This window comes from Microbacterium meiriae (genome assembly GCF_032364335.1).
Lineage (GTDB): Bacteria > Actinomycetota > Actinomycetes > Actinomycetales > Microbacteriaceae > Microbacterium > Microbacterium meiriae.
Map to the genome: position 1 here is coordinate 1185452 of NZ_CP133984.1, position 12727 is coordinate 1198178.

Below are 12727 nucleotides of genomic sequence, written 5' to 3' on the forward strand. Positions count from 1 at the left end.
CGCCGTCACCCCTGCACCAGCTCCGGGGTTCCGAGGGCGGCATCGCCCTCCGAGGGGCCGGCGTGGGCGACGACCTCCGTGGTCGCGTCGCTCAACGTGGAGTGCAGGCCGAGCGGCTGCGCGGACGCGGAGAACGCGGCGAAGCGGCCGTCCGGCTGACGGTCGACGTAGCCGAGGAAGTCTCCGCCGCGGCTTCCGACGTGGAAGCCGTCCTCGACGCACGCCCAGAGGACATCCGATGCGGGGTGGGGGGAATCAGGCACGGCTCCACCCTACGGTGGACGGCCGACATCGCCGCGGGCCTTGCGCGCACCCGCCTCGATATGGCACACGGACCCGGCGCGGCCTCAGTCGCCGGCGCGCGGGCGTCCCGGTTCCCGCCAGCGCGGCGGCACAGGTGCCGGGGTGAGCGGCTCGACGCGGTCCGGCGTCGGCAGGCACACGGGAACCCCGGCGTGCAGGACGAGCTCCTCGTCGGCGTGCCGGATCGTCACCGGCTCCCCGGCGCTCAGTCGATAGGTCGTCTCCGTCGGTGCGATGTCGACGTGCAGGATGCAGCCGTGCAGCCGGACTCCGAACGCGAGGCGGGTGACGCCGTCCGGAAGCTGCGGCCGGAAGGACAGGCCGTGGTCTCCCTCCCGCATACCCCCGTAGCCGGCCGTCACGCACGTCCAGATGCCGGCGAGTGCCGCGATGTGCAGCCCCTCGTCGGTGTTGCCGTGGAGGTCGTCCAGGTCGAGGGCCGCGAGCTCGGCCAGATAGGCCGATGCCAGTTCGAGATGCCCGACCTCGGCGGCGATCACGGCCTGAGCGGCCGCGGAGAGCGAGGAGTCTCGCACGGTCAGGGCGTCGTAATAGGCGAACGCCCTGGCCTTCTCCTCCCAGGTGAACTCCTCGTGGGAGGTGTAGAGCGCCAGCACGAGGTCGGCCTGCTTCAGCACCTGCTTGCGGTAGATGTCGAAATACGGGAAGTGGCTGTGCAGCGGATACTCGTCGGGCGCCGTGGCGTCGAAGTCCCACCGGGCGTGCGCGGTAAAGCCCGCCGACTGCGGGTGCACCTGTCGCTCTTCGTCGTAGAGCACGGTCATGGCGGCGGCCGCGGCCTCCCAGGCAGCGACCTCCTCCTCGTCCGCTCCCAGCGCCGCGGCGACCTCCGGGTGCCGTCGGGCGGCAGCCGCCGCCCCGCGGAGGTTCCGGCGCGCCGAGAGGTTCGTGTAGACGTTGTCGTCGACGACGGCGGTGTACTCGTCCGGGCCGGTGACGCCGTCGATGTGGAAGCCGCCGTCGTCGCCCCAGCGCCCGAGGGACAGCCAGAGGCGCGCCGTCTCGACGAGGATCTCCGTGCCCGCCTCCCGCTCGAAGTCCTGGTCACCCGTCGTGCGGACGTAGTGCATCACGGCACCTGCGACGGCGGCGTTGATGTGGAAGGCCGCCGTGCTCGCGGGCCAGTAGCCGGAGCTCTCCCGGCCGTCGATCGTGCGCCAGGCGAAGGACGCGCCGCGCACGCCGAGCGTGCGCGCCCGCTCCCTGGCGTGATCGAGCGTCGCATGACGCCAGCGCAGTGCCTGGAGCGCGGCATCGGGAGCGGTCGAGGTGAGCACGGGGAGCACGAACGCCTCGAAGTCCCAGAACGTGTGGCCCTCGTAACCGGAGCCGGTGAGGCCCTTGCCCGGCACGGATCGGGCTTCGGCTCTCGCCGACGCCTGGAACACCTGGAACAGCGCGAAGCGCACGGCCTGCTGCAGCCGCGCATCGCCATCGATACGGACATCACCGCACTCCCAGTACCGATCGAGGACCGCGCGCTGACCCGCCATCAGCGCCTCCCAGCCCAGACGAGCGGCTTCCTCCACGGCCTCCTCCGCGCGGTCCCGCAGCGTCTGCGGCGCGAGGGTGGCCGACCACTCGTGTCCGATGAGCTTGACGACCTCGAGCTCCTCGCCGGGCGCGAGGTCCACGCGGATGCGCGTGCGTGCCAGGTCGTCGTCGACCTCGGTCGTCACCTCCGGAGCGCCCTCTCCGGAGACGCGCACGATGTGGTCAGCGCTCACCGCGACGCGCAGGCCGCTGCGCCGGGTGCGATGCAGCAGCGTGCTCCGCGCGCCGCGCTCCGACCCCGCGACGGCTTCCAGCGGACGTGCGAGGAGCTCCTGCACGCGCGGGTCGTCGTGGGTCGTGGGAAGCGGTTCGTTCGCGAGCAGCTCGGACAGCACGGTGATCGCGAGGGCGCCGTCGACCGCTGTCACGCGGTAGCGCACGGCGGCCAGCGACCGGTGCTCGAGGGAGACCAGACGGGTCGAGGTGATGTGCACGCGACGGCCCTCCGCCGATTCCCAGTCGACCTCCCGGTGCAGGGTGCCGTCGCGGAGGTCGAGGCGGCGGGTGTGCGTGCGCACCGTCCCGTGCTCGACGTCGAACGGCTCGTCGCCGACCAGCAGGCGGATGAGCTGCCCGTTCGGGACATTGATCACCGTCTGTCCGGTCTCGGGGTACCCGTACCCGTCCTCGGCATACGGCATCGGGTGCTCTTCGAACACGCCGTTGAGGTAGCTTCCCGCGACGCCTCGCGGGTCACCCTCGTCGAGGTTCCCGCGCCAGCCGACGTGGCCGTTGGAGAGACCGAAGACGGACTCCTCCTGCGCGAGATGGGCGGTGTCGACGCTCTCGATGCCGACGGCCCACGGTTCGATGGTGAAGCGCGCCGTCATCGGCGCGCCCGACCCTCGGGGCGCCCGTCCGAGGAGGAGGTGAGGATGCCGAGGAGCATGGAGTTCCCTTCTGCCGGAGACCGTGTGCCTCGACGGTATCCGTGCCCACGCGCCGGCACGAGGGAGTTGCGCGGCGCCGAGCCGGTCGGGTAGGTGCTCAGCGGCGCGAGCGGCGCCAGGGCACCAGTACCGCGCCGAGGACGCCCGCGACCGCCACGGTCCGCCACCCGGGGTGCACACGCAGCCAGGTCGTGATGCTGCCCCTTCCGCGGTGCGGCAGCCCGCCCCGCTGATCGGTGTCGCGGAGCGGACCGACGAGGTTCCCGAACTGCGCAGGGGCGGTCTCGTTCGTGCGCATCATCCGGGACCCGAACCGGCCGAGCGCCGCATCGAGAAGACCGGGCGCGATCCGCTGGACCCCGGTGAGCAGCAGGGCGCCACCGCCGACGTGGATCGTGCGGGCCGGATGGACGGCGGCGTAGACGATCGCCCGCGCGACGGACCGGGCGCGGTAGTGCGGATGCGGTCCGCTCGGGCGATACGTCATGCGGCTGCGGGCGTGGCGGTAGATCGGGGTGTCGATGACGGCGGGACGGACGACGGTGATCGTGACGGGCGCGCGCTCGGCGCGCAGTTCGCGGCGGAGGGCGTCGACCGCTCCTTCCACCGCATGCTTCGAGGCGGCGTAGGCCCCGTGCAGCGGCATCGCCGCCACCGCCTCGGCCGAGCTCACCACGACGATGGTCCCGCGCGAGTGCCGGAGCGCCGGCAGCGCCGCCTGGAGGCCGTTGAGCTGTCCGACGACGTTGATGTCGAGGACCCTTCGGAGCTCCTCGGGGGTGGTGTCGGCGACGGGGGCGTAGAGGAGCACCCCCGCGTTGCCCACCCAGGTATCGATCCGGCCGAACGCATGCGTGATCTGGTCGACTGCGTCCTGCACCGCCCGGCGGTCGGAGACGTCGCACACGACGCCGCGGACGTCCCCGCCCTCCGCGGCGATCTCCTCGACCGTCTCGGTCAGCGCCTGCTCACCGCGGGCGAGCAGGACGACGGATGCCCCCGCTCGGGCGAAGCCGAAGGCCGCCTCCCGGCCGATGCCGCGGGAGCCGCCGGTGACCACCACCACCTGGGCGTCGAGCGGCGGCCGCCGTGCGCGTGTGCGCGGCGACCGCCCCTTCCGCAAGACCGAGGACGGCATCTCACTCCTTGTGGAGCGCGTCCTGCGCCGCGCCGGCGACCTTCTCCACCAGGTTGGGCAGCTCGGTGGTGCCGTAGAAACGTGCGTCCGGGTGGGTGGGCGGAGGCATCTCCGCCGTGGTCGTCGGGCCCTCGTGGTAGCTGAACTCGCCGTGTCCGTCCGGCGTGGGGCCGGATGCCCAGGTGCCTTCCGCGGCGGCAGGGCCGTCGCTGAAGTTGAGGTACTGGTACGACACGTCGCGGTGCTCCTTGGAGAGCGGGAAGTTGCTCGGCACGGGGAGCTTCTCGGCGCCCTCGGCCTTCAGCTCCTCGGCCGCGGCGAGCCACTGGTTCTGGTGCATCGTGTCGCGCGCCAGCAGGAAGCTCAGCAGATCCCGCACGCCGTGGTCGTCGGTCATGTGGTAGAGCCGGGCGACCTGCACCCTGCCCTGCATCTCGGCGTTCGCGTTGGCCATGAAGTCGGCGAGGAGGTTGCCGCTGGCGGTGATGTACGAGCCCTGCCAGGGGTTGCCGTTGCTGTCGACCGGACGCGCGCCGGCACCGGCGACGATGCCCTGCTGCACATCCGTGCCGCCCACGATGGCGGCGACCGTCGGGTCATCCTGCACGGCGTCCTCCGTGATGCCGAGCGGGGACTTCTCGAGGAGCTGCGCGATCATGACCGCGAGCATCTCGACGTGCCCCATCTCCTCGGCGCCGATGCCGAAGACGAGGTCGCGGTACTTGCCGGGGATGTGCATGTTCCACGCCTGGAACTGGTACTGCAGCGCGACGGTGATCTCGCCGTACTGCCCGCCGAGGACCTCTTGCAGCTTGCGGGCGTAGACGGCGTCCGGGGCCTCGGGCGTCGCGGAGAATTGGAGCTCCTGTCGATGGAAGAACATATCGAGCCTTTCTCTTCTGGGGATGGGCTGGCCATGCAACGCCCGGTCGGCCGATCCACGCAGGGCCTTTCCAAACCCCGACGCGCCTGGGACAATCACTCTCGGCCCGCGTGAGATCGGACCTCGCCGCGGTGTTAGCCGGTCGGCGCCGACGCCGTCAACCCCCGCCCGTATCCCCGGTCCTCCGGGCAGTCTGTTCCCATGACGGAGGAGACGGCGGCAGCGCAGGACGCGATCGACGCCTTCCTCGAGTCCCACCTCGATGAGATGGTCGAGCGGCTGTCGGCCTGGGTCGAGATCCCCTCCGTCTCGGCGGACCCCGAGCGTCGGATGGACGGGGTGCGATCCGCGCATTGGATCGCCGCAGAGCTGCGCGACGCGGGCTTCACGACGTCGCTGCTCCCGGCGGGCGATGCGGTGACCGTGTTCGCCGAGCGCGAGGGCGCGCCGGGGTCACCCACGGTCCTCGTCTACACGCACCACGACGTCCGCCACGCCAAGCCGGAGGAGTGGAACGAGACGGCGCCGTTCGCGCCGGTGCTCCGAGAAGGGCGGCTCTACGGGCGCGGCGCGTCGGACGCGAAGGGCCAGGCCCTCGCGCACGTCTGGGCGCACCGGGCGGTCGAGGCCGTGGACGGCGTCGGAGCCGGGGTGCACCTCAAGCTGCTCATCGACGGCGAGGAGGAGATCGGCTCCCCGCACCTCAAGGACCTCCTGGAGGCCGACCCCGACCGGTTCGCGTGCGACCTCGTCGTCTTCTCGGACACCCTGCAGTGGGAGGTCGACTCCCCGGCTCCGGTCACCTCGATGCGGGGGACGCTCACCGCGACGCTCACGGTGCAGGGGCCCGACCGGGACGTGCACAGCGGTGCCGCCTCCGGCGTGACGGTGAATCCCGCCCTCGTGCTCTCCCGCGTGCTCGCGCAGCTGCACGACGAGGACGGGGGGATCGCCATCCCCGGATTCCATGACGGCGTGGCCCCGCTCAGCGACGAGCGCGCTGCGGAACTGGACGCGTTGCCGTTCGACCCCGAGGACTGGACGCGGCGTACCGAGACCAGGGTCATCGTGGGGGAGGAGGGCTTCACCCCGAAGGAGCGCCTCTGGGTGCGCCCGGCCATCGAGGTGATCTCGCTGCTCGCCGGAGACCCGGAGGGCATCGAGCGCTCCGTGATCCCGCGGGAGGCCATGGCCTCGCTGAGCATCCGAACCGTCGCCGATCAGCGCAACCACGACGTCGCCGACGCGCTCCGCGCCTTCATCGCCGACGTCATGCCCTCCGAGGCGACGTATCGCCTCGAGGTCGACGAGGACATCGCGCAGGAACCGTATGTCTCTCCTCCCGGACCCTATCGGGACGCCCTGGAGCGGGCCCTCGCCCGCGGTTACGGTCGCGCGGTGCGGGGGAGGATGGGCAACGCCGGGGGAGGGCCGGCCGAGCTGCTGTCCCGGGAACTCGGCGCCCCGGTCGTCTTCCTCGGCACGGGGCTGCCCGAGGACCACTGGCATGCGAGCGACGAGAGCATCGATCTGCGCATGCTGGTCCGCGGCGCTGCGACCCTCGCGCATCTGTGGCGCGAGCTGGCCGCCGCCTCATGACTCCGCCGGGGGATGCGAGGAGGAGGCTCGTCCCCCGGCGGGCTACGCTGGACCCAGGCGCCACCGCCCGGTGCCCGGTCGCAGGAGCCCGGCGCGGACGGCGCCTGCGAACCTGACACCGACGGCTTGAGGAGAACGACGCCGATGACCGACACCCAGATCTTCGAGCCCGAGGGCCGCGCCATCCCCTTCGTCGACGAAGGCGATGGTCCGGTCAAGCTGGTGCTCATCCAGGAGCGCGGCCTGGCCGCCGACGTGCTCGGAGTGGTCGGTCACTACCTTGCGGAGGAGGCCGGATTCCACGTGGTGCGGATCGGCCATCGCGCGGATGACGGAGAGGCCTCGGTCGAGGACCGCGTCGCGGACGCGCTCGCCGTCATCGACCACATCGGCCTCGGCGACACGTGGATCGGCGGGCACGGCTTCGGCGGCACGATCGCGCGGTCGTTCGCGCTCGTTCACCCGGAGCGCGTGAACGGTCTGGCCCTCCTCGGCGTGGAGGACGTGGACACCCCCCTCGCCCCGGTCATCCCGGTGCTGCTGATCCAGGGGACGGCCGACGAGGTCACCCCGCCCGCGAACGCCGAGAGCCTGCGCGCCACGGCTCCGGAACGCGCCAGCATCAAGGTCGTCGAGGGCGGGGATCACCTCTTCCCGATGACGCACCCCATCGAGACGGCTGTCGTGCTCGAGGAGTATCTCGACTGGGACTGAGCCCGACCCTGTACACACGCGAACGCCGCGGCCGGATCGGCCGCGGCGTTCGAAGTCTGAGCTCTCAGGCGACCTGAGGGAGCACGGCGAAGGAGACGGAGCCCTCGTCGTCCACGCCCGCGTCGAGCACCTTGTCGTCCAGGGCGGAGGCGGCGGCCTCGTCGAGGAACAGGCGGGTGCCCGACAGCTCGACGACCTGATCGGCGGGCTCCGGGTCGGCGGTCACGGCGACGGCGAGACGGGCCGCGCCCGTGTCGTCCTGCGCCTCGGCGGTATGGATGCGCAGCCCAGCGGCCGGCGCGTCGTTCTGACGACTCACGAGGGTCGACACGATGGCGGTGGCGTTGTCGGTGAGGGTGAGCATGAGCTCTCCTTTCCGGTTGGGGCATGACGCGGTCGCGACATGTCCGGACTACGATTCCGCATCGTCCGGATCCGCTCGACCCCCTTGCGCCTGCGGGGGTGGTGCCTTTAGCCTCGCAGCCGCTTGCGGAGGAACACCTGAGCGGTGCCGTCGCCCTGCGGCACCCGCTCGCGCTCCTCGTAGCCGCAGGACTCGTACAGCCGGATGTTCGCCTCGCTGAGGCTTCCGGTGAAGAGCTCGGACTCGCGGGCGTCCGAGGCCTTCTCCGCCGCGTCGAGGAGCTTCCTCCCGATGCCCTCGCCCTGCATGTCGGGGGCGATCGCGATCCGCCCGATCAGGAGCAGGTCGTCGTCCTCGACGAACCGGATCGCGCCGACCAGGCGGCCGTCGATCCGGGCGCCGAGTCCGCTCTCCGAGGTGAGCTCTGCCTCCATCTCGGCGAGCGTCTGCGTCAGCGGCGGCATGTCGACGCTGCCGTAGATCGCCGCCTCGGACACGAAGGCCGCCCGCTGGATCGTGAGCACCTCTCCGGCATCCGCCGCGGTGAGAGGCGCGATGACCACCTCGGGACGATCCTCCTGTGCTGCTGTTCCCACTGTTCCGCCTCTCTCGATGGCCCTGTCGCCTCCCTCACGTTCGGGGGTCCGCCCGGTGGGTGTCAACCCCCTCGAATCGGCTGTGCCGCGGGGTTACCGTGACAGCAGGAGGTCACACCATGGCAGACACGAAGACCAAGAAGACCGGCAGCTCCAGCAGCAAGAGCGGAGCGACGAAGGCGGGCGTCAAGACCACGCGCCAGCAGAACGCGGAGAAGGGGTTCACCGCATCCCCGACCCTCGCGGCGAACCTGCAGGCGGTGCTCGTCGACCTTCTCGAACTCTCGCTGCAGGGCAAGCAGGCCCACTGGAACGTCGTCGGACGGAACTTCCGCGACACCCATCGTCAGCTCGACGAGATCATCGAGGACGCCCGGACGTTCAGCGACACCATCGCGGAGCGCATGCGCGCCCTGCACGCCGTGCCTGACGGGCGCAGCGCCACGATCGCGAAGACGACGACGCTCCCCGAGTTCCCGACCGGTGAGGTGTCGACGACGGAGACCATCGACCTCGTCACCGCGCGCCTCGAAGCCGCAGTCGGGACGATGCGCGATGTGCATGACGCCGTCGACGAGGAAGACCCCACGTCCGCGGATCTGCTGCACGCCGTGATCGAGCGCCTGGAGCAGTTCGCGTGGATGGTGAGCGCGGAGAACCGCAGCCCCGCCGGCCGCTGATCAGCCCGCTGTCCGACCGCCGCCCCCGTCGCGCTCATGCCGACGAGGGTGGCGGTCCTTCGTCTGCTCCGACCCGCGCGCGGGCGCGCCGCAGCAGGCCGGGCAGCGCCATCCACAGCCCGACCACGAGCACGAGCGAGGCGATCAGCGCGACGATCCCGGCGGTGCGGCTGACCGTGAAGTCCACGATGAGGGTGGTGACCCCGATCGTGAGGGCGCCGATCACGAAGAGGTCGATCTTCACCAGGCGCGCCGCCGTCCGGACGAGCTCAGGCTTCAGCCGGCTGCCGAACAGGGCACGATGGATGCCGACGGGGGCGAGGGCGAGGATGGTGGCGACCGCCGCGAGGGCCACGAGCACGACATACAGGTCGCGCTGGAATTCGTCCATATCGGTGAAGCGCGGCTGGAACGCCACCGCGAGGAGGAAGCCGGTGAGGATCTGCGTGCCGGTCTGCATCACCCGCAGCTCCTGCAGCAGCTCCTCCCAGTTGCGGTCCGCGCGCTCGTTCGGGGTCTCGTCGCGGCCGTCATCGCGGTCGTCGCGCTCGTCGGCGCCGCCACGGGGTTCTGCTGTCATGGCGATAGTCTCGTGGGCACGATCCGCCGCTGTCCAGAACCTTGCGCGGCCGGATGGACAGGCCTCAGGAAAGGACCCGAGATGACCCTTCCCCCGATCGACGAATGGTGGCCCGAGCTGTCCGACGATGCGCGTCGCGCGGTCATCGACAGCGGGTCGCGGCATCTCGACGAGGACGTCCGTGAGGAGATCCGGGAGATCACCGGAGCGGTGGTGGGGATGATCGAGTCGCTGTCCGACGACGACCTCGCGTACGCCCGAGACCACGCACCCGACGAGGACTGAGACGTCAGCCCTCCGGCTGCTCGGCGGTCTCCTCGCGCAGCCGCGGCTCCGTGCGACGCTCGGGGCGCACGCCGTGCTTGTCGGCGTAGAACGCGCGGATCCGGTCCATGTCGGCGGCCACGTCGCCCGTGAGGTCGATCGTCGGCCCGAGGCCCGTCGTCATCGTGTGGCGGTCGACGAAGCCGAGAGTGACCGGCATGCCAGTGGCTCGCGCGATCCGGTAGAAGCCGCTCTTCCAGTACTCGTTGCCGCCCCGTGTGCCGTCGGGGGTGACGACGAGGCCGAACACCGTCCCGGCGTGCACCTGGTCCACGACCTCGCCGACGACGCGCGCCGGATCCGTGCGATCGACGGCGATGCCCCCGAGACCGCGCATGATCGGCCCCCGCCAGCCGCGGAACAGGCTCTTCTTGCCCAGCCAGTGCACGTCGATGCCGAGGCGCCACGCGATCGCGAGCATGAGCACGAAATCCCAGTTCGAGGTGTGCGGGGCGCCGATGAGGACGGTCGGTCGCGTGGGCGCGGCGTCGGCGACGAGGGTCCATCGGCTGACGGCCCAGTACACGCGGGCGAGGAATCGTCGGAGCATCCGTCCAGATTAGGCGGAACGGCCTATCGATCGCCTGGCGGCGGCGCCCCGGTGGTCCGCACGAGAGCCGCGGTGAGCGCCGGGTCCAGCCCAGGGACGTCCTCGACGGGAACGGCCAGCGCGAGCAGAGCCCTGCTGAAGTAGTTGCGCGCCGCCGCCGCCAGGGTGATGTCCACGATCTGCCGGTCGCTGAACCCCCGGTCTCGCAGCTCCTGCGCATCGGCGTCGGTCATCGCCCCCGGATCGGTCGACAGCCGCGTGGCGAAGCGGATCACGGCCTGCTCCTGCTCCGTGAAACCGCGGTCGTCTCCCGCGGCGAAGGCGGCGAGTCCTTCCTCGTCGACGACGCCGGCGCGCAGGGAACGGCGGCCGTGGGCGAGCAGACAGTGCGCGGATCCGAGGGCCCGCGCCGCCCCCAAGGTCGCGGCCTCGTAGATCGGCACGCCGATCGACGGGACGACCGCGCGGACGAGGGCTTCGAAGGCGGCGTGGGCGTCGGGGTTCACGGCCATGGCCTTGGTGTGAGCGAACACGATGCCGTCGTCGGCGAGGTCGCTCTCGTACATCGCGGCGACGTGGCCGGTCGCGGTGGCCCGTTCGGGAGGGTGGATGATCATGGCGCCTCCTCGGCTCCGGGGCGCGCGGCGAGGGCGCGCACCCCTCGCCGGGAACGATACGCCGCTCTCAGGCCGCAGAGAAGAGCGTGCGGCGCCCGGAGCTCCTGGCAGGCGTACGATCGAGGGATGACCGAATCGAAGCAGGAGAACACCGGGCAGGACGCGCCGCTCGGGCTGCAGCCGCTGCCGGGTGCGATCGAGCTGCTCGAGGGCGATGCCGCCGGCTACTGCAGCAACGGCGTCTGCCACATCCCCGCCCCCAAGGAGCGGTGAGCAGCAGACGCCGTCGGTGTGGCTGCGCGGTCAGTGACCGCCGTGCGCCGCGTCGCCGATGTCGTCGGCGGGCTTGCGCACCAGCGGGCTGAGCGCGACCGCCGCGAGCGAGATGATCGCCGCGATGAGGAAGGCCGTCCGCGCTCCGGGGGCACCGGCCACGGCCCGCGACAGGCCCTCGTCCTCGCCGGCGTGCAGGATCGCCGAGTACGTGACCGTGAGCAGGGCGACGCCGGCCGCCCCGCCGACCTGCTGCAGCGTGTTGAGCACCGCCGAGCCGTGCGAGTACAGCGAGCGGTGCAACGACCCGAGCGACGAGGAGAACAGCGGCGTGAACGACATCGCGAGGCCGACCGACATGGCCGCCTGCACGATGATCAGCAGCCACCACACGGTGTGCTCTCCGACCGTCGAATAGAAGAACAGCGCCGCCGAGACGAGGATCGTCCCGGGGATGAGCAGCGGACGGGTGCCCTTCGCGTCGTAGACGCGGCCCATGATCGGACCGAGCAGGCCCATCAGCACCGAACCGGGGAGCAGGATGAGGCCCGACTCCAGCGCGGTCAGTCCGGCCACGTTCTGCAGGTACTGCGGCAGCAGCGTCAGGGTGCCGAACATCGACAACGCCAGGATCGTCATGATGATGACGGCCAGCGAGAAGTTCGCCGAGCGGAACACGCGCAGGTCGAGCAGGGCGTCGTCGACGCGCTGCAGCACGATCTGACGCCAGACGAACAGGGCGAGCGAGACGGCGCCGACGACCAGAGCGATGACGCCGGTCGTGCCGCCCGATCCGCCCTCGCCGCCGAACTGGCTGAGGCCGAAGACGATGCCGCCGAAGCCGAGCGCCGCGAGCGGGATGGACAGCACGTCGAGCGGAGCCTTGCGGGTCTCGCCGAGGTTGGTCATCCACTTCGCGCCCATGGCGAGCGAGATCAGGGCGATGGGCAGCACGATGGCGAACAGCGCGCGCCAGTTGAACGCGTCGAGCACGGCCCCCGCGAGCGTCGGACCGATCGCGGGCGCGAGCGAGATGACGAGACCGACGCGGCCCATCATGCGACCGCGGGACTGCGCGGGCACGACGTTCATGATCGTCGTCATCAGCAGCGGCATCATGATCCCCGTGCCGGCGGCCTGGATCACGCGGCCCACGAGCAGCACCGAGAAGCCGGGCGCGACGAAAGCCACGAGCGTGCCGAGCGAGAACGCCGTCATCGCGGCGATGAAGACCTGCCGGGTCGTGAAGCGCTGCAGGATGAAGCCGGTGGTCGGGATGACCACCGCCATCGTGAGCATGAACGCGCTCGTCAGCCACTGGCCGAGCTCGGGCGGGATGCCGAGATCGGTGTTCAGGTGCGGGATCGCGATGCCCATCGTCGTCTCGTTGAGGATGGCGACGAAGGCGGCGACGAGCAGCAGCCAGATGACCCGCATGTCCTTGCGCGGGATCTCCCCGTGCGATGCGGGGGGCGTCGTGATGGAGCCGGTATCGACGGCAGACATGGGCGGCCTCCAGGGCATCGGAAGAAAAAGAGATGTGCGAGAGTTCGCGAGAGTCATTCAGCGTAACGGGTCGGTGGGACATTTCATTCCGATCCCTGCGATATCCGCCCTGAGCGGAGACGGCGGCCCGCGGTG

The 12727-nt window shown here is 71.1% G+C and carries 15 protein-coding genes; 5 read left to right on the forward strand and 10 right to left on the reverse strand.

Annotated elements, in window-relative coordinates:
- Nucleotides 1-5: 5 nt before the first annotated feature.
- From RI211_RS05660 to RI211_RS05675, 4 genes are all read right to left on the reverse strand, one after another.
- Nucleotides 6-263: a hypothetical protein gene (locus RI211_RS05660; RefSeq protein ID WP_315638478.1), complete on the reverse strand. Its 258-nt coding sequence runs from the start codon at nucleotides 261-263 to the stop codon at nucleotides 6-8.
- A gap of 84 nt (nucleotides 264-347) precedes the next feature.
- On the reverse strand, nucleotides 348-2708 hold the full coding sequence (locus RI211_RS05665) for a glycoside hydrolase family 65 protein (protein WP_315638477.1): 2361 nt from the start codon (nucleotides 2706-2708) through the stop codon (nucleotides 348-350).
- Nucleotides 2709-2865: 157 nt separating this feature from the next.
- Nucleotides 2866-3906 carry an SDR family oxidoreductase gene (locus RI211_RS05670; RefSeq protein ID WP_315638475.1) on the reverse strand — a complete coding sequence of 347 codons (1041 nt, stop codon included), beginning with the start codon at nucleotides 3904-3906 and terminating at the stop codon, nucleotides 2866-2868.
- Between the two features lies 1 nt (nucleotide 3907).
- On the reverse strand, nucleotides 3908-4789 hold the full coding sequence (locus RI211_RS05675) for a manganese catalase (RefSeq protein WP_315638474.1): 882 nt from the start codon (nucleotides 4787-4789) through the stop codon (nucleotides 3908-3910).
- 201 nt (nucleotides 4790-4990) lie between these two features.
- Between RI211_RS05675 and RI211_RS05680 the strand changes: the two genes are divergently transcribed.
- Together RI211_RS05680 and RI211_RS05685 are read left to right on the forward strand one after the other, a co-directional pair.
- Nucleotides 4991-6388: a M20/M25/M40 family metallo-hydrolase gene (locus tag RI211_RS05680; RefSeq protein WP_315638473.1), complete on the forward strand. Its 1398-nt coding sequence runs from the start codon at nucleotides 4991-4993 to the stop codon at nucleotides 6386-6388.
- Between the two features lie 144 nt (nucleotides 6389-6532).
- Entirely contained in the window at nucleotides 6533-7102 is a 570-nt protein-coding gene (locus RI211_RS05685; protein WP_315638472.1) for an alpha/beta fold hydrolase, read from the forward strand.
- A 64-nt stretch (nucleotides 7103-7166) separates the two neighbouring features.
- Here the strand turns inward: RI211_RS05685 and RI211_RS05690 are convergent, their stop codons facing one another.
- Nucleotides 7167-7466: a hypothetical protein gene (locus RI211_RS05690; protein ID WP_060921362.1), complete on the reverse strand. Its 300-nt coding sequence runs from the start codon at nucleotides 7464-7466 to the stop codon at nucleotides 7167-7169.
- Between the two features lie 107 nt (nucleotides 7467-7573).
- On the reverse strand, nucleotides 7574-8062 hold the full coding sequence (locus RI211_RS05695) for a GNAT family N-acetyltransferase (RefSeq protein ID WP_187663617.1): 489 nt from the start codon (nucleotides 8060-8062) through the stop codon (nucleotides 7574-7576).
- Nucleotides 8063-8181: 119 nt separating this feature from the next.
- On the opposite strand from RI211_RS05695, the gene RI211_RS05700 reads away from it, so the two are divergent.
- Nucleotides 8182-8742: a Dps family protein gene (locus RI211_RS05700; protein WP_187663618.1), complete on the forward strand. Its 561-nt coding sequence runs from the start codon at nucleotides 8182-8184 to the stop codon at nucleotides 8740-8742.
- 34 nt (nucleotides 8743-8776) lie between these two features.
- Here the strand turns inward: RI211_RS05700 and RI211_RS05705 are convergent, their stop codons facing one another.
- The gene (locus RI211_RS05705; RefSeq protein WP_315638471.1) at nucleotides 8777-9322 is read right to left on the reverse strand and encodes a DUF6328 family protein; all 546 of its coding nucleotides are present in this window, start codon (nucleotides 9320-9322) and stop codon (nucleotides 8777-8779) included.
- A gap of 81 nt (nucleotides 9323-9403) precedes the next feature.
- On the opposite strand from RI211_RS05705, the gene RI211_RS05710 reads away from it, so the two are divergent.
- Entirely contained in the window at nucleotides 9404-9607 is a 204-nt protein-coding gene (locus RI211_RS05710) for a hypothetical protein (protein WP_187663620.1), read from the forward strand.
- Between the two features lie 4 nt (nucleotides 9608-9611).
- Here the strand turns inward: RI211_RS05710 and RI211_RS05715 are convergent, their stop codons facing one another.
- Nucleotides 9612-10196, reverse strand: coding sequence for a 1-acyl-sn-glycerol-3-phosphate acyltransferase (locus tag RI211_RS05715; protein WP_187663621.1), 585 nt, complete (start codon nucleotides 10194-10196; stop codon nucleotides 9612-9614).
- 23 nt (nucleotides 10197-10219) lie between these two features.
- Nucleotides 10220-10813, reverse strand: coding sequence for a carboxymuconolactone decarboxylase family protein (locus tag RI211_RS05720; protein WP_315638470.1), 594 nt, complete (start codon nucleotides 10811-10813; stop codon nucleotides 10220-10222).
- Between the two features lie 126 nt (nucleotides 10814-10939).
- Between RI211_RS05720 and RI211_RS05725 the strand changes: the two genes are divergently transcribed.
- The gene (locus RI211_RS05725; RefSeq protein ID WP_187663623.1) at nucleotides 10940-11086 is read left to right on the forward strand and encodes a hypothetical protein; all 147 of its coding nucleotides are present in this window, start codon (nucleotides 10940-10942) and stop codon (nucleotides 11084-11086) included.
- Nucleotides 11087-11116: 30 nt separating this feature from the next.
- Here the strand turns inward: RI211_RS05725 and RI211_RS05730 are convergent, their stop codons facing one another.
- Nucleotides 11117-12592 carry an MDR family MFS transporter gene (locus tag RI211_RS05730; protein WP_187663624.1) on the reverse strand — a complete coding sequence of 492 codons (1476 nt, stop codon included), beginning with the start codon at nucleotides 12590-12592 and terminating at the stop codon, nucleotides 11117-11119.
- Nucleotides 12593-12727: the final 135 nt, after the last annotated feature.

Bases quoted from the DNA above. Each gene is read 5' to 3' on its own strand.
- RI211_RS05665 (WP_315638477.1), bottom strand. From the start codon at position 2,708: ATGACGGCGCGCTTCACCATCGAACCGTGGGCCGTCGGCATCGAGAGC.
- RI211_RS05670 (WP_315638475.1), bottom strand. From the start codon at position 3,906: ATGCCGTCCTCGGTCTTGCGGAAGGGGCGGTCGCCGCGCACACGCGCA.
- RI211_RS05675 (WP_315638474.1), bottom strand. From the start codon at position 4,789: ATGTTCTTCCATCGACAGGAGCTCCAATTCTCCGCGACGCCCGAGGCC.
- RI211_RS05680 (WP_315638473.1), top strand. From the start codon at position 4,991: ATGACGGAGGAGACGGCGGCAGCGCAGGACGCGATCGACGCCTTCCTC.
- RI211_RS05685 (WP_315638472.1), top strand. From the start codon at position 6,533: ATGACCGACACCCAGATCTTCGAGCCCGAGGGCCGCGCCATCCCCTTC.
- RI211_RS05690 (WP_060921362.1), bottom strand. From the start codon at position 7,466: ATGCTCACCCTCACCGACAACGCCACCGCCATCGTGTCGACCCTCGTG.
- RI211_RS05700 (WP_187663618.1), top strand. From the start codon at position 8,182: ATGGCAGACACGAAGACCAAGAAGACCGGCAGCTCCAGCAGCAAGAGC.
- RI211_RS05705 (WP_315638471.1), bottom strand. From the start codon at position 9,322: ATGACAGCAGAACCCCGTGGCGGCGCCGACGAGCGCGACGACCGCGAT.
- RI211_RS05710 (WP_187663620.1), top strand. From the start codon at position 9,404: ATGACCCTTCCCCCGATCGACGAATGGTGGCCCGAGCTGTCCGACGAT.
- RI211_RS05715 (WP_187663621.1), bottom strand. From the start codon at position 10,196: ATGCTCCGACGATTCCTCGCCCGCGTGTACTGGGCCGTCAGCCGATGG.
- RI211_RS05720 (WP_315638470.1), bottom strand. From the start codon at position 10,813: ATGATCATCCACCCTCCCGAACGGGCCACCGCGACCGGCCACGTCGCC.
- RI211_RS05725 (WP_187663623.1), top strand. From the start codon at position 10,940: ATGACCGAATCGAAGCAGGAGAACACCGGGCAGGACGCGCCGCTCGGG.
- RI211_RS05730 (WP_187663624.1), bottom strand. From the start codon at position 12,592: ATGTCTGCCGTCGATACCGGCTCCATCACGACGCCCCCCGCATCGCAC.